The sequence below is a fragment of the Shinella pollutisoli genome, assembly GCF_024609765.1.
GTDB classification, from domain to species: Bacteria; Pseudomonadota; Alphaproteobacteria; order Rhizobiales; family Rhizobiaceae; genus Shinella; species Shinella pollutisoli.
This window is the reverse complement of record NZ_JANFDG010000008.1, coordinates 101,001-121,316: the sequence shown is the minus strand read 5'-3', so window position 1 is coordinate 121,316 and position 20,316 is coordinate 101,001. Positions and strand designations below refer to the sequence as shown.

The following is a 20,316-nucleotide window of genomic DNA, read 5'->3' as shown; positions in this document are numbered from 1 at the left end:
TCCGCAATTTCTCTAAAATTGTCCCTTTCGGCTTAAACGGCCCGAAAAACCTGTGCGTGTATGGATGTGCCGTCGGAGCGGCGGTGGACAGACCGTCGCGGCATGAAGCCCTTCCGGGGACCGGCGCGAGGCCGGGATGCGATCGTGAACACGGCGACGACGCCGGCATACGAGACGGGGATTGAAATGCTCAGGAAAGTCATTCTTGCGGCCGCGTCCGCGCTTCCGCTCCTCTTCGGCGTCCAGACGGCCGAGGCGGCCGGTCCCGCCGGCTTTGCCCGCGGGCTGCAGTCGAATACAGGCATCCGCTACATCGTCGCCCGTCAGGCGACGCTCGCACCCTTCGCCTTCGTCCGGTTCTGCAAGGACAATCCGGCCGATTGCGCGCGCGGCAGCGGTGCCCCGGTCGTCGCGCTCGATGCGGCGCGCGAGGGCGAGCTGCGCCGGGTGAACCTGTCGGTCAACCGCGCGATCCGCGCCGCCGGCGACGGCACGGGCCGCGATCTCTGGCAGGCGGACGTCGCAAGCGGCGACTGCGAGGATTTCGCGCTGACCAAGCGGCGCAAGCTGATCGCGCTCGGCTGGTCGCCGCGCGCGCTGCGTCTCGCCGTTGTGCGCACCGGCGCGGGCGAGGGCCATGCCGTGCTCGTCGTGAAGACGTCGAGGGGCGACCTCGTGCTCGACAACCGCACCGGCGCGATCAAGCCCTGGCGCCAGACCGACCTGAGCTGGGTCAAGATCCAGTCGGGCGACAATCCCCGCCTGTGGCACGCGCTCTGATCACCGGAGCGCCCGGCGCCGCCGCTCCGGCGGGCAACGGCCCGCGGCGCGGCATTCGGTGTCCGTCCAGATGCCGTCGCCGCGCCGCATCGCCTCGTCCTGCTTCGCCCTGAGCGCCGCCGTCGCCGCCCAGGCGGCACCCTTCCCGACGAGCGTTTCGGCGATGTCCCTGTCCTGCAGGCTGCAGGTCACGAAGGAAAGCGCGCCCGTCCGGTAGTCCTCGGCGCAGGCGAGCGTGCGGTTGGTGATCAGCCGCTTCAGGTAGAGCCGGGCCTGCTGGCCGCAGGCGGCGATGCGGCCGCCCGCGCCCCGGCAGAGCCGCCTGGGATCGACGGCGACGGCCCCCGTCAGCACGTAGAGATGCCCGCCCTCGCGAAACGAGCTGCTGTCGAAGACGGCGACGCGCGGCGTGATGCGGATGCGCGCGGGCATGATGCGGCGCTCCACGGCGATGCGCTCGTAGGTCTGCTTCTTCCGGTCGATGCGGACCGGCTTCTCGGTCCAGATCGGCGCATCGGAGACGAGGCCCGGCGGCAGGCCGTCCGCCATGGCGCCCGCGGCGGCGAGCAGCACGGCGAGCGCCGCCGCGGCAACGATCGCGCATCGCCGGCCTGCGCCCTTTTTTCGTGGTCCTGCCATCGCCTCTCCCGCGTCCCGCGTCGCGATCATGGCGGGCCCCGGCGCCGGCATCAAGTCACAGCGTGTCGGGAAGCGGCAGCCAGCGGCTGCGGTCGAAGTAGTCGGGAAGGTACGAACCGCGATTTCGGCTGCGGTCCGGCGTGATCAGGAAATTGTAGCGCGGCGTCTCGCTGAATTCCTTCTTGAGCTGGATGCGGTTGCCGAAGCGCACGAGGTCGAACTCCTTCAGCGCGCGGATGTCGGCGAAGATCTCCGGTGCCTCCTCCCAGCGCACCTCGTCGAGGAAGACGTCGATGGCGGCGATCACCGCCTCCGTCACCGCCGCCTGCGTCGCGCTGTCCTCGATGTTGAGCTTGATGCGGAAGGAGGAGATCCGCGTCTCGGCATTGCCCTTGATCGACAGGAAGGCGGAGGACGGCGGCCAGGGGCCTTCGCGCTCGCCCGGGAACTCGCGATAGGACATGCATTCCCAGCTTTCCCTGTCGAAGCTGCCGGCCTTCCAGCCGGAATTGACGAAGCCGGCCTTGCGCAGCGCCTCGCACAGCGCCTCCGGCGCCTTGCGGATCGTGCGTATGAACCGCCCGCTGTGCGGCAGGGCGACCGGCGCGATCAGCCGCTCCGACACGAGGCCCTTCGGCCGGGGAAGCCGGGGGCCGCGCAGCTCGTAGGGCCGCGGCTCGCGCCGTGCGGCCGCCGTCTCCAGCGGCGGATAGCCGAAGGAGACGAGGAGGCGGTTGAGGTTGCGGTAGTCGTTGGCGAGAAGCACGGTCGCGCCGATGGCGCCGGCGAGCAGGACAGCGAACAGCGCGAAGACAATCAAGCCCGATCTGCCCTCTTTCCGCTCCGTCATGCCGAACCGCGCCCGTGCGTGTGGCGATACGGCCGTCCCGGGACGGCCGATCTCATGCCCCAGATAGGCTACAAGCGCTGCCCCCGCAAGCGGGTGCGACCGGAGGTCCGCTTCGGCCCCTCTTGACATCCGCGCCGCGGAGGCCGACTTCACGGGCGGAACCGGACGCGAAGGAGACGAGCCATGAGCGAGGCAGCCCGCACGACCATCGACCAGGCCGAGGTCGACCGCTTCTCCGCGATGGCGGCGGAATGGTGGGACCCGACGGGGAAGTTCCGTCCGCTGCACAAGTTCAATCCGGTCCGCCTCGCCTATGTCCGCGATCTCGTCGCCGCGCAGTTCGGCCGCGACCCGAAGGCCCACCGGCCGCTCGAGGGCCTGCGCGTGCTCGACATCGGCTGCGGCGGCGGCCTGCTGTCCGAGCCGCTCGCCCGCATGGGTGCGGACGTCCTGGGAGCGGACGCGTCCGAGAAGAACATCGGCATCGCCAAGGCGCATGCGGCGGGAAGCGGGGCCGCGGTCGACTACCGGGCGGTGACGGCGGAGGCGCTGGCGGCAGCCGGCGAGACCTTCGACGTCGTGCTCAACATGGAGGTGGTGGAGCACGTCGCCGACGTCGACTTCTTCCTCGCCACCTGCGCGTCGATGGTGCGTCCGGGCGGCATGATGTTCGTGGCGACGATCAACCGCACGCTGAAGGCGGCCGCGCTCGCGATCTTCGCGGCCGAGAACGTGCTGCGCTGGCTGCCGCGCGGCACGCACCAGTACGAGAAGCTGGTGCGGCCGGAGGAGGTCGAGAAGCCGCTCTTCGCCGCGGGACTGACGGTGACGGATCGCACCGGCGTGTTCTTCAACCCGCTGTCCAACCAGTGGAACCTCTCGAAGGACATGGACGTGAACTACATGCTGGTGGCGCGCCGCGCCGCGGCCTGATCAGGCCTTCAGCGTCCTTGCGGCCGCCAGCAGGTCCTCCTGCCCGGCGGCATTGCGGCCGGCCATGGCCTTCACGTTCTCCCGGTCGACGGCGATGGCATCGCCGTCGGGACAGAACGGCGCCTTGAAGGTGAAGGCGCGCGGCGTCGGCCCGTTGTCGTGCAGATGCTCCAGGCGCTCCGCGCCGTCGGCCCAGACGGGCCGCGTGCCCTCCCTGACCCACCAGAACACGAGCGCCGGCCAGGCCTGGCGCCGGTTCCAGTTGCGGGCATGTTTCAGCGCGTCGGCGTGCACGCCGCTGTACGTGAAGGCCATCAGGGCTTCGAGACCGGTCCAGAGCGAGAGCGAGGAGGGGGCGTCGTCAAAGCCGCTGCCGCGGATGAAGCGCGGATAGACCTTCTCGCCCCAGCTTGCAGGCCCCGGCTCGCCGTCATAGCCGGAACGGCCGAGATAGCCTTCCGCCCGGCGCGCCGCCTCGAAATTCAGCGGCTCGCGCAGGCGGAAACCTTCGACGCGGGGGCTTTCGTAGTCGTCGACGTGGAGGCCGAAATTGTAGACGGCGAGGTGATGGCCGCGCATCAGTTCGCGTCGTCGGGAATGACGGGGAGCGGCGCGATCTCGACGCCTTCCTCCAGCAGCTCGCGCACCTCGTGCGGCGTCGCCCGGCCGATCAGGCCGCGTTCCTCGGCCTCGCCGTAGTGGATCTTGCGGGCCTCTTCCGGAAAACGGTCGCCGACGTCCTCGGCATTGGCGCGGATCGCCGCGACGACCTCGCGCAGGCGGTTCATCATCTCGCGCCGGCCGGCCTGCATCACCAGCTCCTGCCGCCGCTCCTCCCGGCGCGCGGTCGAGACGGACGGCGCCATCAGCTGCTTGGCGACATGGATGGAGCCGCAGGACGGACACGAGACGAGCCCCCGCTCCTGCTGGCGGTCGAAATCGCCGGCGGAACCGAACCAGCCCTCGAAATCGTGGCCGTTGTCGCAGGAAAGCTCGTAGCGGATCACGCGGCGACACCTCCCTCCGCGGGCGCGCCCACCTCCTCGACGGTGAACGGGCGGCCGTTCCTGAGGTTCGGGATCCTGTCGCGCGCGGCCTTGACGGCGGAGACGTCGATCTCGGCGAGCACCACGGCCTCGCCCGTGGGGCCGGCGGCGGCGAGCACACGGCCCCAGGGATCGACGATCATCGAATGGCCGTAGGTCTCGCGGCCGTCCTCGTGCACGCCGGCCTGCGCGGCGGCGACGACATAGACGCCGTTCTCGATGGCGCGGGCGCGCAGGAGCGTCTCCCAGTGCGCCTCGCCGGTCTGGCGGGTGAAGGCGGCGGGGACGGAGATGATCTCGGCACCGGCCTGCGCCTCGCTCTTGAAGAGCTCGGGAAAGCGGACGTCGTAGCAGATGGCGAAGCCGAGCCGGGCGAAGGGCAGGTGCGCCATCTTCGCCACCGAGCCCGGCGAATAGACCGCGCTCTCGCGCCAGCTCTCGCCGTTGTCGAGGTCGACGTCGAACATGTGGATCTTGTCGTAGGTGCAGATGCGCGCGCCGTCGGGACCGAAGAGGAAGCCGCGGTTGGCGACCTTGCCGTCGGCAAGCGCGATCGCCGTCGAGCCGACATGCAGGTAGATGCCGAGCTCGCCGGCAAGCGCGGCGGCGGTGCGGACGATCAGGTCGTCCGCCTCCGGCTTCAGGATGGCGCGAAGGCCCTCGCGGCTTCGCTGGACGGCGCCGGTCATTTCCGGCGTCTGCACGTAGAGCGCACCCTTGCCGGCCGCCTCGCGCACGAGCCGGCGCATCGTCTCGGCGTTGCGGACGGGATCGGTGCCGGAGCACATCTGCAGGGCGGCGATCGTCACCGTCATGGCCGTCCTCCTCAGACCGCCAGCAGCGGGTCGAGCTTGCCCGCGCGGTCGAGCGCGTGCAGGTCGTCGCAGCCGCCGACATGCCGGTCGCCGATGAAGATCTGCGGGAAGGTGGTGCGGCCGGAGCGCTGCATCATCTCCGCGCGCAGGTCCGGCGCATGGGTCGCGTCGTGCTCCTCGTAGGTGACGCCCTTCTCTTCCAGAAGCCGCTTGGCGGCGGTGCAGTAGCCGCAGAACTGACGCGTGTAGATGACGACCGAAGCCATGAATATCGCTCCAAGACAGGATAGACCGTTGTCTGTCATATAGGTCCGGGCAGGGCCCTTGCAAAGGTCAAAACCGTGACGTCGACGGCGCCTGCCCGTTTCAGCGCGCGGGTGACGGCCGAGACGGTGGCGCCCGTCGTGTAGACGTCGTCGACGAGCACGATCCGCCGGCCGAACAGCGCCTCGCGGCCCGCCCCGGTCACGGTGAAGGCGCCGCGCACGTTCTCCTCGCGGGCGCGCGGACCGAGGCCGATCTGCCGGCGGGTGCGCCGCGTGCGCCTGACGGCGTCGAAGCGGACGGGCTTTGCCGCGACATGGCCGATCGCCCGGGCGAGCTCGGCGGACTGGTTGAACTTGCGCGCAAGCAGGCGGAGGCGGTGGAGCGGCACGGGGATCACGAGATCGGCCGCCTCGACCGCGCCGTCCGCCGCGCGGACCATCCAGCGCGCCATCAGCGGCGCGAGGTCGGTGCGGTCGCGGTATTTCAGCGCATGGACGAGCGCTTTGGCATGTGCGTCGTAGAGGGCGGCCGAGCGCAGCCGGTCGAAGGGCGGCGGGTTGGCGATGGCGTCGGCGCTAAGGATGCCCGGGCCGAGATCGTGCGAGAACGGCGTGCCGAGCACCTCGCAATAGGGCCGCTCGATGAAGGGCACGGCCGACCAGCAGCGCGGGCAGAGGCCGGGCGTGTCCGCGAGCAGCACGCCGCAGCCGGCGCAGGCCGGCGGATAGACGACGTCGAGCGCCGCCCCGGCGAGCCGCCCGAGCCTGCGCGCGGCGCTCCGCCAGAGCGGGACGGACGGCAGCGGCTCGGCCTCGGCATCGCTCATGCGGTTGACAATAGCCCCTTCCGGCGGCCAAAGCGATGGCGTGACGATGCGAGGATGCCGCCCGATGGAAACGCTTTTCGACCACGCCCTGATCGACGCCAACCGGCGCCGGGCGCTTTCCGGCGAGCCGGCGGACTTCCTGCTTTCGCTGGTGGCGCGCGAGCTCGCCGAGCGCCTTGCCGTCATCGAGCGCCGCTTCGCACGCGCCGTCGAGCTGCACGGCCATACCGGCCTCGTCGCCCGTGCGCTGCTGGAGACGGGCAAGATCGACGCGATGGAGCGGGTCGAGAGCGATCCGCGCTTCTCGGCGCCGGACGAGGCGCTGACGGTCGCGCCGCTCGAGACGGTGCCGGTCGCGCCGCAGTCGGTGAACCTCGTCGTCTCGCCGCTGATGCTGCATCTCACCAACGACACGCCGGGCGTCTTCGTGCAGATCCGCCGGGCCCTCGCGCCCGACGGGCTGTTCCTCGCCGCCATCCCGGGCAGCGGCACGCTGCAGGAGCTGCGCGAGGTGCTGCTCGCCGCCGAAAGCGAGGCGACGGGCGGGGCGAGCCCGCGCGTCATCCCTTTCCCCGACGTGCGCGACATCGGCGCGCTCCTCCAGCGCGGCGGCTTCGCGCTGCCGGTCGCCGACACCGAGACCTATACGGTCCGCTACGATTCGATCTTTGCGCTGATGCGGGACCTCAGGGCCATGGGCATGGCCAACCCGCTGGCCGGGCGCAGCCGGCGGCCGCTTCCGCGCCGCGTCCTCATGCGGGCGGCCGAGCTCTATGCCGAGCGCTTCTCCGATCCGGACGGACGGGTGCGGGCGACCTTCTCGATCATCTACGTGTCCGGCTGGGCGCCGCACGAGAGCCAGCAGAAGCCCTTGAAGCCGGGCTCGGCGAAGATGCGGCTCGCCGACGCGCTGAAGCCGCCGTCCGGCCGCGGCTGAGGACGGGACCCTACGGCTCCACCTTGCCGGCGATCATGTTGAGCATGTCCTTCAGCGCCTCGCTGAAGTTGGAAAGGCCGGCGAGCAGCCCGACGGCGATCAGCGACACGAGCAGCCCGTATTCCACCGCGGTCGCGCCGGTCCGGTCGGCAAGGAACGATTTCAGCAGTTTCGGCGTCATTCCCCGTCTCCCGTGTCGGCCGCGTACGGCCTGGCTATCAAGCGTTCAGCAGCCGTTGTCCTCGCCGTTGCCGCGCACGATGCAGACGGCGCCGGGCATCTCCTGCAGGACGCTGCGGCGCACGGTGTAGCGCTTGCCGTGCTCCTGCGGGATCGAGCCCGTGGAGATCATGTCGAAGTCGTCCGGCACGTTCGCCATGATGCGCTTGTCCGTCTTCGACGAGAGCACGGGCGTCAGCACCAGGGCGAGCGCGATCGCCGCGGTACCGAAGAGGAGGGCGAGGTTGAGCGCACCGGTCCGGCTTGTGCCGGCCGGCGTCAAGTCCTTCTCCTGAACGGTTTCCCAGAAGTCTTCGTCACGCATCACAGGGTCTCGCAGGCATTGCAACGTTCAACGCCCATGTTTGACGGAGGATGATAAACGATTGCTTAACGGAGTGGCCGAAATCGGGGGAAACGGCGTTCAGAGCAGGTCCATCAGGAAGGGGATGAGCGGCTCGTCGGCGGGCGGCATGGGATAGTCGCGCAAGGCCTTCGGCCGGACCCATTTGATCGCCTGGCCCTCGCGCCCCTGCGCCGTTCCCTCGTAGCGGCGGCAGACGTAGAGCGGCATCAGCAGGTGGAAGTCGTCGTAGGAATGGCTGGCGAAGGTGAGCGGCGCTAGGCAGGCCACTTTCGTGCGGATGCCGAGCTCCTCGTCGAGCTCGCGGATCAGCGTTTCCTCCGGCGTCTCGCCGGGCTCGACCTTGCCGCCGGGAAATTCCCAGAGGCCGGCGAGCTTCTTGCCGGCGGGGCGCTGGGCGAGCAGGATGCGGCCGTCGGCGTCGAGAAGCGCGCAGGCGGCGACGAGCAGGATCGGCCGGGGGCCTTCGACGGTCTCGGTCATGTGGCGTCGGGTCCCCGGTAGCTGTAGCGGTAGGTCTCGCGGAAGCCCGCGCGGTGGTAGAGCGCGCGCGCCGGCGCGTTGTCGGCCTCGACCTGGAGCCAGGCCCGGCGCGCGCCCTTGAGCTTCGCCCAGCGCAGCGCCGCATGGAGCAGGGCCGTGCCGATGCCGCGGCCGCGCCGTTCGGGCGCCACGGCCATCTGCAGCAGGCCGGCGAGATCGTTGTCCTGCACGGCGAGCACCACGGCGGTCGGGCCGAAGCCCGCCTCCTCGAAGATGAACAGGCCGGTCTCGGGCTTGATGGCGTTGACGATCTCGGTGAGGCCCGGCTTCAGCGCCGGGTCTTCTCCGGCGACGCGGATGCGGGCGTCGACATAGCGGCCGACGTCGCGGCTCGGCAGGCGGTCGACGGCGTCCTCCTCGCGCGGCAGCGTGGCGAGGTCGGCCATCATCACCTCAGTGTGGCCGACGTCGGCCCAGCCGGCGGCGTCCATGAAATCGACGAGCTGCGGCGGGATGAGCGGCGTCTGCCGCACGAGCAGCGGCCGGCCGTAGTCGGCGAAGCGCTTGGCGGCCTTTTCGAGGCGGATGTCGATGTCGCGGCAGTCGCCGGGGTCGAGCGGGTTGATCGAGTTCAGCCGGCGCGAGGGGTGGCCGGCCGTCAGCCGGTAGAGCCAGCTTCCGTCATAGCGGGTGACGGCGGCCGGCCAGGCGCGGAAGCCGACCGCCTCCAGCCGGCGGACCGTGGGAAGATCGCTCATGGACGGATGCCCCGCGCCGCGAGCGGGCATTCAGCTGCGGTAGTCGCCATTGATCTCGACATATTCCTTGGTGAGGTCGCAGGTCCAGACGGTCGCCCGGCCGCTGCCGAGCCCGATCTCGACGCGGACCGGGATGTCCTCGCGCTTCATCACCGCGCTCACCGCCACTTCCGAATAGGCGGGGTCGCGCTCGCCGTCGACGGCGACGCGCACGTCGCCGAACCAGATGGCGAGACGGTCGCGGTCGGCCTTCTCGCCCGACTTGCCGACGGCCATGACGATGCGGCCCCAGTTGGCGTCCTCGCCGGCGACCGCCGTCTTGACCAGCGGCGAGTTGGCGATCGAGAGCGCGATGCGCTTGGCCGCCGCGTCGTCCTCGGCGCTCTCGACGGTGATCTCCACCATCTTGCGCGCGCCCTCGCCGTCGCGCACGACCTGGAGCGCAAGATCGCGCAGGAGGTCGTTCAGCGCGGCGCGGAAGCCTTCGAGCGCCGGGTCGGCCGCATCCGCGACCTTCGGCTGGCCCTCGACGGCGCCGGTCGCAAAGAGCATCAGCGTATCGGAGGTGGAGGTGTCGCTGTCGACGGTCACGCAATTGAAGGTCGGCTCGACGCCGGCCGAAAGCAGCGCTTGCAGCACGGGTGCGGGGATGTCGGCATCGGTGACGACGAAGGAGAGCATCGTCGCCATGTCGGGGGCGATCATGCCCGCACCCTTGGCGATGCCGTTGATGGTGACGGAAACGCCGCCGATCTCGGCCGTGCGGGTCGCGACCTTCGGATAGGTATCGGTGGTCATGATGGCCTTGGCGGCCTCGAACCAGAAGTCCTCCGTCGCGTCGGCGGCGAGGCGGTCGAGCACGCCGGAGAATTTCGTCGCGTCGAGCGGCTCGCCGATCACGCCCGTCGAGGCGAGGAAAACCTCGCCCTCGCTGCAGCCGACGGCCTTCGCGGCGGCCTCGGCCGTCATCGCCGTCGCCTCGCGGCCCCTGCGGCCGGTGAACGCGTTGGCGTTGCCGGAATTGACGATGACGGCGCGCGCCCTGCCGCCGGGCAGGTTGGCGCGGCAGAAATCGACGGGTGCTGAAGGGCACTTCGAGCGGGTGAAGACGCCGGCGGCGGCGGCCGGACGGTCGAAGACCATCATCAGCACGTCCGTGCGGTTCTTGTACTTGATGCCGGCGGCGGCGGTCGCCATGCGCACGCCGCGCACGGACGGCATCTCGGCGAAGGTCTTCGGGGCGAGCGGGGATACGGAGCCGGACATCGTCGTTTCCTGGAGGTGGAGCCTTTCCGGCAAGGCTGCGAGGCGGTCTTGCGTCCGGAAATGCGTGGATGCTCTGGGAGGGCCCGGCGGGCGCCGGGCCGGCTGTCGGTTACTGCTGCTCTTCGGAGCCGGCGTCTTCGCCTTCCGGCTTGTTGATCGCCTCGTAGGCGGTCTTCAGCGCCGGGTCGGCGATCTCGATGGGCGAGGCGGCCTTCGCCTTCTCCAGCAGGTCGAGATACTTGTCGCGCATGACGAGCTGGCGGACCTGGCCTTCCACCTGTTCCAGCGCCGGGGGCTGCTGCTTGCGCTTGTCCTCGACCTTGATGACGTGGAAGCCGAACTGGGTCTTCACCGGCTCCTTGGAATAGGCGCCCTTTTCCAGCGCGAAGGCGGCCGCCTCGAACTCGGGCACCATGCGGCCCTTGGTGAAGTAGCCGAGGTCGCCGCCCTCGGACTTGTTCGGGTCGGTCGACTTCTCCTTGGCGATCTCGACGAAGTCCTTGCCGGCATCGAGGTCGGCGATGACGGCCTTGGCCTCTTCCTCGGTCTTGACGAGGATGTGGCGGGCGTGCACCTCGTCCTCGGGGTTGATCGCGGCGATCTCCTTGTCGTAGCGGGCCTTGATCTCGTCGGCCGTGACGGAATCGACGACGTGCTTCTTGAAGAAGCTGTTGTGCAGCTCGCGCTCGGTCAGGAAGGCGACGCGCTGCTTGAAGTCGGCGTCGTCCTGCAGGCCTTCCTTCGCGGCGTCGGCGGCGAGCAGCTTGACGTCGATCAGCGAGGAAAGGGCGGCGACGCGCTTCTGCTCTTCGGGCAGGTTGGCGAGCTGCGGATCGAGGCCGGCGACGGCGTATTTCATCTCCGATTCGCGCACCTCGATCGTGCCGACCTTGGCCACGACCGGGTCGGCCGCGTCCTCCGCGCCGGCGGCGCCTGCGGCCGCAAGCGCGACCAGAGCGAAAGCGGCGAGCTTCGTGTACTTGAACATGGTGTAGGGACCTTTCACAATCCTTGCCGGAATCCAGGCCCGGAATCGGGCCGATATCCGGTGCCGGTCGGCTCAACACCACGGGAATGTGGCCGTTCTGGAGCCGCGTCAGCCGTTGACATCATTCGACCCCCCTCTTATCTGTCACGCAATCCCGCGTCCAGAACAGTTTCCGGGCGGTTCACGGCTTTGCGCGCATTTCGCGCGTCCTGGCGCGCACCCGGAGCCCCATGATAGAAAGGACCATCGCGATGGTCAGTCTCGGCGGTCTAGCCCGCAAGTTGTTCGGCTCCTCGAACGAGCGCCGCGTCCGTTCCTACAAGCCCCGCGTCGAAGCCATCAATGCGCTCGAGCCGCAGATGAAGGCGCTCTCCGACGAGGCGCTCGCCGCCAAGACCGTGGAGTTCCGCGAGCAGCTCGCCGCCGGCAAGACGCTGGACGACCTCCTCGTGCCCGCCTTCGCGGTGGTGCGCGAGGCGGCATGGCGCGTCCTCGGGCTCCGGCCCTTCGACGTGCAGCTCATCGGCGGCATGATCCTGCACGAGCGGGCGATCGCCGAGATGAAGACCGGCGAAGGCAAGACGCTGGTGGCGACGCTGCCCGTCTACCTCAACGCGCTCGCCGGCAAGGGCGCCCACGTCGTGACGGTCAACGACTACCTCGCCACGCGCGACAGCACGATGATGGGCAAGGTCTACGGCTTCCTCGGCATGACGACGGGCGTCATCGTCCACGGGCTCGACGACGAGCAGCGCCGCGCGGCCTATGCCTGCGATATCACCTACGGCACGAACAACGAGCTCGGCTTCGACTACCTGCGCGACAACATGAAGTACGAGCGCGGCCAGATGGTCCAGCGCGGCCACTTCTTCGCCATCGTCGACGAGGTCGACTCGATCCTCGTCGACGAGGCGCGCACGCCGCTCATCATCTCCGGCCCGCTCGACGACCGCTCCGACCTCTACACGCGGATCGACGCCTTCATCCCGATGCTGGAGGAGGCCGACTACGAGATCGACGAGAAGCAGCGCTCCGCCAACTTCTCCGAGGTCGGCACCGAGAAGCTGGAGAAGCTCCTGCGCGAGGCGGGCCTGCTCAAGGGCGAATCGCTTTACGACGTCGAGAACGTCGCCATCGTCCACCACATCAACAACGCGCTGAAGGCCCACAAGCTCTTCACCCGCGACAAGGACTACATCGTCCGCAACGACGAGATCGTCATCATCGACGAGTTCACCGGCCGCATGATGCCGGGCCGGCGCTATTCGGAAGGCCAGCACCAGGCGCTGGAAGCCAAGGAGCGGGTGACGATCCAGCCCGAGAACCAGACGCTCGCCTCGATCACCTTCCAGAACTATTTCCGCATGTACGAGAAGCTCGGCGGCATGACGGGCACGGCGGCGACGGAAGCCGAGGAATTCGCCAACATCTACGGCCTCGACGTGGTCGAGGTGCCGACCAACCTGCCGATCCAGCGCCTCGACGAGGACGACGAGGTCTACCGGACGGCCGAGGAGAAGTACAAGGCGATCATCGCCGAGATCAAGGAGGCCCAGAAGAAGGGCCAGCCCGTGCTGGTCGGCACGACCTCGATCGAGAAGTCGGAATATCTCGCCGAGCGGCTGAAGATGTCCGGCCTCAAGGACTTCCAGGTGCTGAACGCGCGCTACCACGAGCAGGAGGCCTATATCGTCAGTCAGGCCGGCGTGCCGGGCGCCGTCACCATCGCCACCAACATGGCCGGCCGCGGCACCGACATCCAGCTCGGCGGCAACCTCGAGATGCGGCTGGAGCGCGAGCTCGACGGCATGGAGCCGGGGCCGGAGCGCGATGCGAAGCGCGAGGCCGTCATCGCCGAGGTGAAGAAGCTCAAGGAGCAGGCGCTCGCCGCCGGCGGCCTCTACGTGCTCGCCACCGAGCGCCACGAGAGCCGGCGCATCGACAACCAGCTGCGCGGCCGCTCCGGCCGCCAGGGCGACCCGGGCCGCTCGAAGTTCTTCCTGTCGCTCCAGGACGATCTGATGCGCATCTTCGGCTCCGAGCGCATGGATTCGATGCTGCAGAAGCTCGGCCTGAAGGAAGGCGAGGCGATCGTCCATCCCTGGATCAACAAGGCGCTGGAGCGGGCGCAGAAGAAGGTCGAGGCGCGCAACTTCGACATCCGCAAGAACCTGCTCAAGTACGACGACGTGCTGAACGACCAGCGCAAGGTGATCTTCGAGCAGCGCATCGAGCTGATGGACGGCGAGAACCTGTCGGAGATCGTCGCCGACATGCGCCACGAGGTGATCGAGAACCTGGTGCGCCTGCACATCCCGGAAAACGCCTATGCCGAGCAGTGGGACGTCGCCGGCCTCAAGAAGGGCGTGGTCGAGCAGCTCAACCTCGACCTGCCGGTGGAAGCCTGGGCGGCCGAGGAGGGCATCGACGAGAAGGACATCCTCGCGCGCCTGACGCAGGCCGCCGACGAGGCCGCCGCCGCCCGCGCCGAGCGCTTCGGTCCCGAGATCATGACCTATGTCGAGCGCTCGGTCCTCCTGCAGACGCTCGACCATCTGTGGCGCGAGCATATCGTCAACCTCGACCACCTGCGCTCGGTGATCGGCTTCCGCGGCTACGCCCAGCGCGACCCGCTGCAGGAATACAAGTCCGAGGCCTTCGAGCTGTTCCAGGCGCTGCTCGCCAACCTGCGCCAGACGGTGACGGCGCAGCTGATGCGCGTCGAGCTGGTGCGCCAGGCGGCCGAGGCGCCGGAGCCGGACCTGCCGTCCATGGAAGGCCATCACATCGACGGCACGACCGGCGAGGACGATTTCGGCGAGGGCGGCTTCATGGCCGTCGACGTCGAGCCGCAGAACCGCGATCCCAACGACCCGTCCTCCTGGGGTCGCGTCGCGCGCAACGAGCCCTGCCCCTGCGGCTCGGGCAAGAAATACAAGCATTGCCACGGCGCCTTCGAGCAGGCGTAGGGAAGAAGCGCCTTCGAGGCTTCAGACGAGAGCAGGAGGCGGGCTCATCGTTTCCATGTGATTGATCTGCGGCCGCCCCGACCCAATCCTTTGTTAACCCTGATCTGCCAAGACTGTCCCGTTCAGTCTCGCGTTGCGTACGGGTTCCAGTGTTGATGGCGGTCATTCAGTCGGCGGAGAAGTTGCTGCCCTCCGGCCTGCGCGGCAAGGCGGACCCGCTCATGCGGGCGCTTGCGGTAATCCTCGCCGGCGACGATCCGCGCAGCCTCGCCCAGCGCATGGCGCTCGTCGCCTTCGCCATCCGCGTCGTCAGCGCGGCGATCGCCTTCGTCTCGCAGATCGTGCTCGCGCGCGTGATGGGCGAGTTCGAATACGGCATCTTCGTCTTCGTCTGGGCGCTCGTCGTCATCCTCGGCGACCTCTCCTGCCTCGGCTTCCACACGACGGTGATCCGCTTCCTGCCGGAATACGAGGGGCGCAGCGCCTATCCGGAGATCCGCGGCCTCACCTCCACGGCGCGCATCTTCGCGCTGCTCTCGTCGACGGCGCTGGCCGTCGCCGGCCTTGCCGGCCTCTGGCTCTTCGCCGGCTCCGTGCAGCACTACTACATCGTGCCGCTCTATCTCGGCCTGTTCTGCATGCCGATGATCGCGCTCGGCGACGTGCTGGAGGGCACCGCCCGCGCTCACAGCTGGGCGCTGGTGGCGCTGAGCCCGACCTATATCGTCCGCCCCGTCCTGATCCTCGCCTTCATGCTCGCCGCCATCGGGCTCGACGCGCCGCACACGGCGCTGACGGCAATGGTCGCGGCGCTCGCGGCGACCTACCTCACCACGGTCGCGCAGTTCTTCAACATCGTCCGCCGCCTCGGCCGGCGCTACGTCGCCGGCCCCCGCAAGGTGGAGTTCTCGCTGTGGATGAAGGCGGCGCTGCCGATCTTCCTCGTCGAGGGCTTCAGCTTCCTGCTCACCAATTCCGACGTCATCGTCGTCGGCCTCTATCTCGACCCGCAGAGCGTGGCGGTCTATTTCGCCGCCGCCAAGACGATGGCGCTCGTGCATTTCGTCTTCTTCTCGGTGAAGGCCGCCGCCGCACCGCGCTTCTCGGCGCTGTTCTCGTCGGGCGACCGGGCAGCGCTCGCGCGTTTCGCCGGCGAGACGGTGCGCTGGAGCTTCTGGCCGTCGCTCGCCGTCGGGCTCGGCGTGCTCGCGCTCGGCCATTTCCTGCTGTCGCTCTTCGGGCCCGCGTTCACGGCGGGCTACGGGCTGATGGCGATCCTCTTCGCCGGCATCCTCGCCAAGGCGCTCGTCGGGCCCGGCGAGGTGCTGCTCGTCATGTCGGGCGAGCAGGCGCTCTGCGCCTTCGTCTATGCTGCCGCGCTCGCCGCCAACATCGCCTTCAACGTCACGCTGATCCCGCTCTTCGGGCTCACCGGGGCGGCCGTCGCCACCGCCGGCGCCATGGTGGTGGAGGCGACGCTCCTGCATCTGGCGGTGCGGCGCAAGCTCGCCATCGTCCTCTTCGCCTTCGCCAATCCGCTGAAGGCCGCACGCATCAACGGGATGGACCACCATGACCGATAGCCACGGCTTCGACTACGCCATCGCCTCCGGCCGGGCGCAGGCGGCGCTCGCGCAGGCCGCGGCCGACGCGCAGCCGTCGGCGGAAAACCGCGTCGCCGTCGGCCGGCCGGGCCGTTCGCTCGCGCTCTATCCGGCGGCGGCCGGCTACGAGCTGCAGCAGGAACTGGATTTCCTCTCCAACCGGGCGATGGAGCCGAACGTCTTCTTCTCCGGCCGGTTCCTCGCCCCCGCCATGCCGCGCCTGGAGGACCGCACGGTGCGGCTCTCGGTGCTGCGCGACGAGGCGGGTGGGCGCAGCCGCATCCGCTTCCTGATGCCCTTTTCCGTGGAGAAGCCGGGCTTCTCCATCGGCGCCGGCATCATCCGCGCCTGGGCGAACCCCTTCGGCCCGCTCGGCACGCCGCTGGTCGACGCCGAGGAGGCGGCCGAGACGCTGGACAACGTGCTGGAGGCGCTGGCGTCGCAGAGCCTCCGGCTGCCGGCCGTCCTCGTCCTGCCCGACCTGCGCCTCAGCGGCCCCTTCGCGCAGCTGATGCGCACCGTGGCGATCGGCCGGAACCTGCCGCTGACGGTGACGGACACCTATCGCCGGCCGATGCTCGACAGCCTGCTCGACGGCCAGGCCTATCTCCAGGGCGCCATCTCGCCGGCGCATTTCCGCGAGCTGCGCCGGCAGTGGCGCAAGCTCGACCAGCTCGGCGAGCTCACCTACAGCGTCGCCCGCCAGCCGGCCGACATAAGGCTGCGCATGGAGGAGTTCCTGCTCCTGGAGGCGAGCGGCTGGAAGGGCCGCGCCCGCACGGCGATGATCAACGACCGCTACCGCGCCGCCTTCGCCCGCGAGGCGGTGACGAACCTCGCCGAGACCGACGGCGTGCGCATCCATACGCTCGACCTCGACGGCCGCGCCATCGCCTCGATGGTGGTCTTCATCATGGGCGGCGAGGCCTATACGTGGAAGACGGCCTACGACGAGGAGTTCGCGCGCTATTCGCCGGGCAAGCTGCTGGTGGCGGAGCTCACCGAATGGCACCTCGAGGACGCCAACATCGCCCGCTCCGATTCCTGCGCGGTGCCGGACCATCCGGTGATGAGCCGCTTCTGGGAGGAGCGGGAGGATATGGGCACGCTCGTCATCGGCCTCCTGGAGAACCGCGACCGCGACGTGCGCCAGGTCGCCGCCCAGCTCCATCTCTACCGCAACACCCGCAACGTCGCGCGCATGCTGCGCGACCGCATCCGCTCGCTCGCGCGGCGCTGATTTCTCCGGGAAGCGCGGCAAGCCCCTCATCCGGTCCTACGGGCCACCTTCTCCCCGAGGGGAGAAGGGAGGGATGGCGGCGTCTCGTTTTTCCCCTTCTCCCCGTGGGGGAGAAGGTGCCGGCAGGCGGATGAGGGGGGCTTGTCAGCCTGCCGCGCGGCGATCCTCCTGCCCCTCGTCCGCAGCCTGCTTGCGCAAGAGGTGGCGGATGACCTTGCCGGAGGTCGTGAGCGGCAGGTGGTCGACGAAGGCGACCTCGCGCGGATATTCGTGCATGGAAAGCCGCGACTTCACCCAGTCGCGGATCTCGGCGGCCAGCGCCGGCGAGGGGGGAAAGCCCGGGCGCAGCACCACATAGGCCTTGACGATCTCGGTGCGGACCGGGTCGGGCTTGCCGATGGCGGCGGCGAGCTGCACGGCCGGGTGGCCGGCGAGGCAGTCCTCGATCTCGCTCGGGCCGATGCGGTAGCCGGAGGAGGTGATGACGTCGTCGTCGCGGCCGAAGAAGGTGACGTAGCCCTCCGCGTCCATGCGGCCGAGGTCGCCGGTCGTCATCCAGTCGCCGACGAATTTCTCCGCCGTCGCCCTCTCGTTTCGCCAGTAGCCGAGGAACATCACCGGATCGGGGCGCCTGACGGCCACCTGGCCGACGCTGCCCCGCGGCAGCTCGCGGCCCTCGCCGTCGATGATCGCCACCACGTGGCCGGGCACCGGCTTGCCGATCGGGCCGGGACGCGAGACGCCGAGCTTGCCGATCGAGCCGAGCACGATGTTGCACTCGGTCTGGCCGTAGAACTCGTTGATGGTGATGCCGAGCGTGTCGCGCACCCATTCCCAGGTCTCGCGGCCGAGCGATTCGCCGGCCGAGCCGATGGTGCGCAGGTTGAGCCGGTATCTCTCGCGCGGGCGCTCCACCGCCTTCATCAGGCGCAGCGCCGTCGGCGGAATGAAGGCGTTGCGCACGTCCATGTCCTGCATGATCCGGTAGGCCATGTCCGGATCGAACTTCTGCCCCGGCGAGGAGACGACCGGCACGCCGAGCAGCAGCGCCGGCAGGAGCACGTTGAGCAGGCCGCCCGCCCAGGCCCAGTCCGACGGCGTCCAGATGCGGTCGCCCGGCTGCGGCAGGAACTCGTGGTGCATCTGGAAGCCCGGCACGTGGCCGAGCAGCACGCGATGTCCGTGCAGCGCGCCCTTGGGCGGGCCGGTGGTGCCGGAGGTGTAGATCATCATCGCCGGGTCGTCGGGTCCGCTGTCGACGGCGTCGAACGGTCCGGCATGGCCGGCGACGAGATCGTGGAAGGACAGGACGGCTGCGTCGTCGACCGGCTCCGTCGCGACGACGAGGTCGAGATCGGAGAGGTCGTCGCGGATCGCCTGCAGCCGCTGCCAGCCGAAGGCGTTCGTCACGACGGCGCGCGCGCCGGCATCCTTCAGGCGGAAGGCGAGCGCGTCGGCGCCGAAGAGCAGCGCCAGCGGTAGCGCGATGGCGCCGAGCTTGTAGATCGCCACATGCGCGACCACCGTCTCGAAGCCCTGCGGCAGCAGGATCGCCACCCGGTCGCCGGGCTTCACGCCCTTCGCCGCAAGCGCGCGGGCGAAGGCGTCGGACCGGGCGGCCAGCGCACCGTAGGTCATGGCAAGCGGCGGGGCGTCGGGCAGGAAATGCTGAAGACAGACCCGCTCCGGCTCGCGCGCCGCCCAGGCGTCGGAAACCGCCGTGCCGATGTTGAAGCGCGCCGGGATATCCCAGCGGAAATCCCGGTAGAGCTCCTCGTAGGTCGGCTTTTCGACAAGCATCGCGTCCGCTCCGTTTTGCTGCATTGCAATAGCACTTTCGCAGCAGGCGCGGCAATGACAGGATCTTGCCGTCGGACGCGGCCGGCTTCCGCGCGGCCGCGTCCCTGTTGCTCACATGTGGATCGGCTTGGCGAAGGTGGCGAGTGCCGCTTCCTTGACGGCTTCCGACATGGTCGGATGCGCGTGGCAGGTGCGGCCGAGGTCCTCCGACGAGCCGCCGAATTCCATCAGCACGGCGGCCTCGTGGATCATCTCGCCGGCGCCGAAGCCGACGATGTGGACGCCGAGCACGCGGTCGGTCTCCTTGTCGGCGAGCACCTTGACGAAGCCGTCGGTGGCGAGCATGGCGCGGGCGCGGCCGTTCGCCGTGAAGGGGAATTTTCCGACCTTGTAGGCGACGCCCGCCGCCTTCAGCTCCTCCTCCGTCCTGCCGACGGAGGCGACTTCCGGCTGGGTATAGACGACGCCGGGGATGACGTCGTAGTTCACGTGGCCGGCCTGGCCGGCGATGATCTCGGCGATGGCCACGCCCTCGTCCTCCGCCTTGTGGGCGAGCATCGGACCGCGCACCACGTCGCCGATCGCGTAGATGCCCTCGACACTCGTCTTGAAGTGGTTGTCGATCTCGATGCGGCCGCGGCCGTCGAGCACGACGCCCGCTTCCGCAAGGCCGAGGCCCTCGGTATAGGGCTTGCGGCCGGTGGCGATCAGCACGACGTCCGCCTCGATGGTGGTGGCCTCGCCGCCCTTGACCGGCTCGAAGGTCACTCTGGCGCCCTTGCCGGACTTCTCCACGCCCGTCACCTTGGCGCCGAGCTTGAAGTCCATGCCCTGCTTGGCGAGCATGCGCTGGAACTGCTTGGAAACCTCGCCGTCCATGCCGCCGAGGATCGTGTCGAGATATTCGACCACCGTGACCTTGGCGCCCAGCCGGCTCCAGACGGAGCCGAGCTCCAGGCCGATGACGCCGCCGCCGACGACGACCAGATGGCCCGGCACCTTCTCCAGCGCTATGCCGCCGGTGGAGGAGATGACGACCTTCTCGTCGATCTCGACCGGCACGCCCGGGATGCCGGCGACGTCGGAGCCGGTGGCGATGACGATGTTCTTCGTTTCGAGAACCTGCTCGCCGCCGTCCTCGCCGGTGACGGAGACCCTGCCCTGGCCGAGCACCTTGCCGGTGCCGCGGAAGGCGTCGATCTTGTTCTTCTTGAACAGGAAGGCGACGCCGTCGACATTGGCCTTCACCGTCGCGTCCTTGTGGCCCATCATCTTCGCGAGATTGAGCGTCGGCTTCACGCCGTCGATGCCGAGCGCCTCCATGCCGTGGGCGGCGTGGGCGTAGGTCTCGGAGGCGTGCAGCAGCGCCTTGGAGGGGATGCAGCCGACGTTCAGGCAGGTGCCGCCATAGGTGGCGCGCTTCTCGACGACGGCGACCTTGAGGCCGAGCTGGGCGGCCTTGATGGCGCAGACATAGCCGCCGGGGCCGGAACCGATAACGATGAGATCATATGCCATGACAAGTCCTTCCT

The 20,316-nt window shown here is 69.2% G+C and carries 21 protein-coding genes; 6 read left to right on the top strand and 15 right to left on the bottom strand.

Annotation, left to right across the window (positions count from 1 at the left end):
• Positions 1 to 186 precede the first annotated feature (186 nt).
• Complete coding sequence (locus NNZ72_RS08905) at positions 187 to 780, top strand: transglutaminase-like cysteine peptidase (RefSeq protein ID WP_257314934.1); 594 nt, start codon at positions 187 to 189, stop codon at positions 778 to 780.
• Here NNZ72_RS08905 and NNZ72_RS08900 read toward each other — a convergent pair whose 3' ends face one another.
• Both NNZ72_RS08900 and NNZ72_RS08895 read right to left on the bottom strand, forming a co-directional pair.
• Positions 781 to 1,419 (bottom strand): hypothetical protein, encoded by a 639-nt coding sequence (locus tag NNZ72_RS08900; RefSeq protein WP_257314933.1) that lies wholly within the window; start codon positions 1,417 to 1,419, stop codon positions 781 to 783. It abuts the gene before it with no gap.
• A 55-nt stretch (positions 1,420 to 1,474) separates the two neighbouring features.
• Positions 1,475 to 2,269, bottom strand: coding sequence for a DUF6030 family protein (locus tag NNZ72_RS08895; RefSeq protein ID WP_257314932.1), 795 nt, complete (start codon positions 2,267 to 2,269; stop codon positions 1,475 to 1,477).
• Between the two features lie 183 nt (positions 2,270 to 2,452).
• Here NNZ72_RS08895 and ubiG point away from each other — a divergent pair, with 183 nt between their 5' ends.
• Complete coding sequence (gene ubiG, locus NNZ72_RS08890; RefSeq protein WP_257314931.1) at positions 2,453 to 3,202, top strand: bifunctional 2-polyprenyl-6-hydroxyphenol methylase/3-demethylubiquinol 3-O-methyltransferase UbiG; 750 nt, start codon at positions 2,453 to 2,455, stop codon at positions 3,200 to 3,202.
• Here the strand turns inward: ubiG and NNZ72_RS08885 are convergent, their stop codons facing one another.
• The 5 genes from NNZ72_RS08885 to NNZ72_RS08865 are packed head-to-tail and all read right to left on the bottom strand — an operon-like array spanning position 3,203 to position 6,156.
• A complete protein-coding gene (locus NNZ72_RS08885) occupies positions 3,203 to 3,781 on the bottom strand; it encodes a DUF3291 domain-containing protein (protein WP_257314930.1) in 579 nt (192 codons plus the stop codon).
• Positions 3,781 to 4,209 carry a DUF1178 family protein gene (locus NNZ72_RS08880; protein ID WP_257314929.1) on the bottom strand — a complete coding sequence of 143 codons (429 nt, stop codon included), beginning with the start codon at positions 4,207 to 4,209 and terminating at the stop codon, positions 3,781 to 3,783. The genes NNZ72_RS08885 and NNZ72_RS08880 overlap by 1 nt, the downstream gene beginning before the upstream one ends.
• The gene (locus tag NNZ72_RS08875) at positions 4,206 to 5,063 is read right to left on the bottom strand and encodes a carbon-nitrogen hydrolase family protein (protein ID WP_257314928.1); all 858 of its coding nucleotides are present in this window, start codon (positions 5,061 to 5,063) and stop codon (positions 4,206 to 4,208) included. The genes NNZ72_RS08880 and NNZ72_RS08875 overlap by 4 nt, the downstream gene beginning before the upstream one ends.
• 11 nt (positions 5,064 to 5,074) lie before the next feature.
• On the bottom strand, positions 5,075 to 5,329 hold the full coding sequence (gene grxC / locus NNZ72_RS08870) for a glutaredoxin 3 (RefSeq protein ID WP_257314927.1): 255 nt from the start codon (positions 5,327 to 5,329) through the stop codon (positions 5,075 to 5,077).
• A gap of 35 nt (positions 5,330 to 5,364) precedes the next feature.
• Positions 5,365 to 6,156: a ComF family protein gene (locus tag NNZ72_RS08865; protein WP_257314926.1), complete on the bottom strand. Its 792-nt coding sequence runs from the start codon at positions 6,154 to 6,156 to the stop codon at positions 5,365 to 5,367.
• Positions 6,157 to 6,220: 64 nt separating this feature from the next.
• Here NNZ72_RS08865 and NNZ72_RS08860 point away from each other — a divergent pair, with 64 nt between their 5' ends.
• Complete coding sequence (locus NNZ72_RS08860) at positions 6,221 to 7,093, top strand: class I SAM-dependent methyltransferase (RefSeq protein ID WP_257314925.1); 873 nt, start codon at positions 6,221 to 6,223, stop codon at positions 7,091 to 7,093.
• Between the two features lie 10 nt (positions 7,094 to 7,103).
• Here NNZ72_RS08860 and NNZ72_RS08855 read toward each other — a convergent pair whose 3' ends face one another.
• From NNZ72_RS08855 to NNZ72_RS08830, 6 genes are all read right to left on the bottom strand, one after another.
• Positions 7,104 to 7,274: a Flp family type IVb pilin gene (locus NNZ72_RS08855; RefSeq protein ID WP_257314924.1), complete on the bottom strand. Its 171-nt coding sequence runs from the start codon at positions 7,272 to 7,274 to the stop codon at positions 7,104 to 7,106.
• A 45-nt stretch (positions 7,275 to 7,319) separates the two neighbouring features.
• Positions 7,320 to 7,637, bottom strand: coding sequence for a hypothetical protein (locus NNZ72_RS08850; RefSeq protein WP_257314923.1), 318 nt, complete (start codon positions 7,635 to 7,637; stop codon positions 7,320 to 7,322).
• 99 nt (positions 7,638 to 7,736) lie between these two features.
• Positions 7,737 to 8,159: an 8-oxo-dGTP diphosphatase MutT gene (gene mutT, locus NNZ72_RS08845; RefSeq protein WP_257314922.1), complete on the bottom strand. Its 423-nt coding sequence runs from the start codon at positions 8,157 to 8,159 to the stop codon at positions 7,737 to 7,739.
• Entirely contained in the window at positions 8,156 to 8,917 is a 762-nt protein-coding gene (locus NNZ72_RS08840) for a GNAT family N-acetyltransferase (RefSeq protein WP_257314921.1), read from the bottom strand. The genes mutT and NNZ72_RS08840 overlap by 4 nt, the downstream gene beginning before the upstream one ends.
• A 30-nt stretch (positions 8,918 to 8,947) precedes the next feature.
• Complete coding sequence (gene argJ, locus NNZ72_RS08835; protein WP_257314920.1) at positions 8,948 to 10,183, bottom strand: bifunctional glutamate N-acetyltransferase/amino-acid acetyltransferase ArgJ; 1,236 nt, start codon at positions 10,181 to 10,183, stop codon at positions 8,948 to 8,950.
• A gap of 109 nt (positions 10,184 to 10,292) precedes the next feature.
• Positions 10,293 to 11,171, bottom strand: a complete 879-nt coding sequence (locus tag NNZ72_RS08830; RefSeq protein WP_257314977.1) for a peptidylprolyl isomerase — start codon at positions 11,169 to 11,171, stop codon at positions 10,293 to 10,295.
• Between the two features lie 251 nt (positions 11,172 to 11,422).
• Here NNZ72_RS08830 and secA point away from each other — a divergent pair, with 251 nt between their 5' ends.
• The 3 genes from secA to NNZ72_RS08815 all read left to right on the top strand — a co-directional run bounded on the left by secA (position 11,423) and on the right by NNZ72_RS08815 (position 16,984).
• Positions 11,423 to 14,140 carry a preprotein translocase subunit SecA gene (gene secA, locus NNZ72_RS08825; protein ID WP_257314976.1) on the top strand — a complete coding sequence of 906 codons (2,718 nt, stop codon included), beginning with the start codon at positions 11,423 to 11,425 and terminating at the stop codon, positions 14,138 to 14,140.
• Between the two features lie 155 nt (positions 14,141 to 14,295).
• Positions 14,296 to 15,723, top strand: a complete 1,428-nt coding sequence (locus tag NNZ72_RS08820; protein ID WP_257314919.1) for a lipopolysaccharide biosynthesis protein — start codon at positions 14,296 to 14,298, stop codon at positions 15,721 to 15,723.
• A complete protein-coding gene (locus tag NNZ72_RS08815; protein ID WP_257314918.1) occupies positions 15,713 to 16,984 on the top strand; it encodes a GNAT family N-acetyltransferase in 1,272 nt (423 codons plus the stop codon). Before NNZ72_RS08820 ends, NNZ72_RS08815 begins: the two co-directional genes overlap by 11 nt.
• A gap of 144 nt (positions 16,985 to 17,128) precedes the next feature.
• Here NNZ72_RS08815 and NNZ72_RS08810 read toward each other — a convergent pair whose 3' ends face one another.
• Both NNZ72_RS08810 and lpdA read right to left on the bottom strand, forming a co-directional pair.
• Complete coding sequence (locus tag NNZ72_RS08810; protein ID WP_257314917.1) at positions 17,129 to 18,784, bottom strand: AMP-binding protein; 1,656 nt, start codon at positions 18,782 to 18,784, stop codon at positions 17,129 to 17,131.
• A 111-nt stretch (positions 18,785 to 18,895) separates the two neighbouring features.
• A complete protein-coding gene (gene lpdA / locus NNZ72_RS08805; protein ID WP_257314916.1) occupies positions 18,896 to 20,302 on the bottom strand; it encodes a dihydrolipoyl dehydrogenase in 1,407 nt (468 codons plus the stop codon).
• Positions 20,303 to 20,316 lie beyond the last annotated feature (14 nt).

Coding starts and splice junctions, on each gene's coding strand:
- NNZ72_RS08875 (WP_257314928.1), bottom strand. CDS start 5,063: ATGACGGTGACGATCGCCGCCCTGCAGATGTGCTCCGGCACCGATCCC.
- NNZ72_RS08830 (WP_257314977.1), bottom strand. CDS start 11,171: ATGTTCAAGTACACGAAGCTCGCCGCTTTCGCTCTGGTCGCGCTTGCG.
- NNZ72_RS08820 (WP_257314919.1), top strand. CDS start 14,296: ATGGCGGTCATTCAGTCGGCGGAGAAGTTGCTGCCCTCCGGCCTGCGC.
- grxC (WP_257314927.1), bottom strand. CDS start 5,329: ATGGCTTCGGTCGTCATCTACACGCGTCAGTTCTGCGGCTACTGCACC.
- NNZ72_RS08885 (WP_257314930.1), bottom strand. CDS start 3,781: ATGCGCGGCCATCACCTCGCCGTCTACAATTTCGGCCTCCACGTCGAC.
- NNZ72_RS08815 (WP_257314918.1), top strand. CDS start 15,713: ATGACCGATAGCCACGGCTTCGACTACGCCATCGCCTCCGGCCGGGCG.
- argJ (WP_257314920.1), bottom strand. CDS start 10,183: ATGTCCGGCTCCGTATCCCCGCTCGCCCCGAAGACCTTCGCCGAGATG.
- NNZ72_RS08855 (WP_257314924.1), bottom strand. CDS start 7,274: ATGACGCCGAAACTGCTGAAATCGTTCCTTGCCGACCGGACCGGCGCG.
- NNZ72_RS08860 (WP_257314925.1), top strand. CDS start 6,221: ATGGAAACGCTTTTCGACCACGCCCTGATCGACGCCAACCGGCGCCGG.
- mutT (WP_257314922.1), bottom strand. CDS start 8,159: ATGACCGAGACCGTCGAAGGCCCCCGGCCGATCCTGCTCGTCGCCGCC.
- NNZ72_RS08810 (WP_257314917.1), bottom strand. CDS start 18,784: ATGCTTGTCGAAAAGCCGACCTACGAGGAGCTCTACCGGGATTTCCGC.
- lpdA (WP_257314916.1), bottom strand. CDS start 20,302: ATGGCATATGATCTCATCGTTATCGGTTCCGGCCCCGGCGGCTATGTC.
- secA (WP_257314976.1), top strand. CDS start 11,423: ATGGTCAGTCTCGGCGGTCTAGCCCGCAAGTTGTTCGGCTCCTCGAAC.
- NNZ72_RS08900 (WP_257314933.1), bottom strand. CDS start 1,419: ATGGCAGGACCACGAAAAAAGGGCGCAGGCCGGCGATGCGCGATCGTT.
- NNZ72_RS08905 (WP_257314934.1), top strand. CDS start 187: ATGCTCAGGAAAGTCATTCTTGCGGCCGCGTCCGCGCTTCCGCTCCTC.
- NNZ72_RS08850 (WP_257314923.1), bottom strand. CDS start 7,637: ATGCGTGACGAAGACTTCTGGGAAACCGTTCAGGAGAAGGACTTGACG.
- NNZ72_RS08895 (WP_257314932.1), bottom strand. CDS start 2,269: ATGACGGAGCGGAAAGAGGGCAGATCGGGCTTGATTGTCTTCGCGCTG.
- NNZ72_RS08865 (WP_257314926.1), bottom strand. CDS start 6,156: ATGAGCGATGCCGAGGCCGAGCCGCTGCCGTCCGTCCCGCTCTGGCGG.
- NNZ72_RS08840 (WP_257314921.1), bottom strand. CDS start 8,917: ATGAGCGATCTTCCCACGGTCCGCCGGCTGGAGGCGGTCGGCTTCCGC.
- ubiG (WP_257314931.1), top strand. CDS start 2,453: ATGAGCGAGGCAGCCCGCACGACCATCGACCAGGCCGAGGTCGACCGC.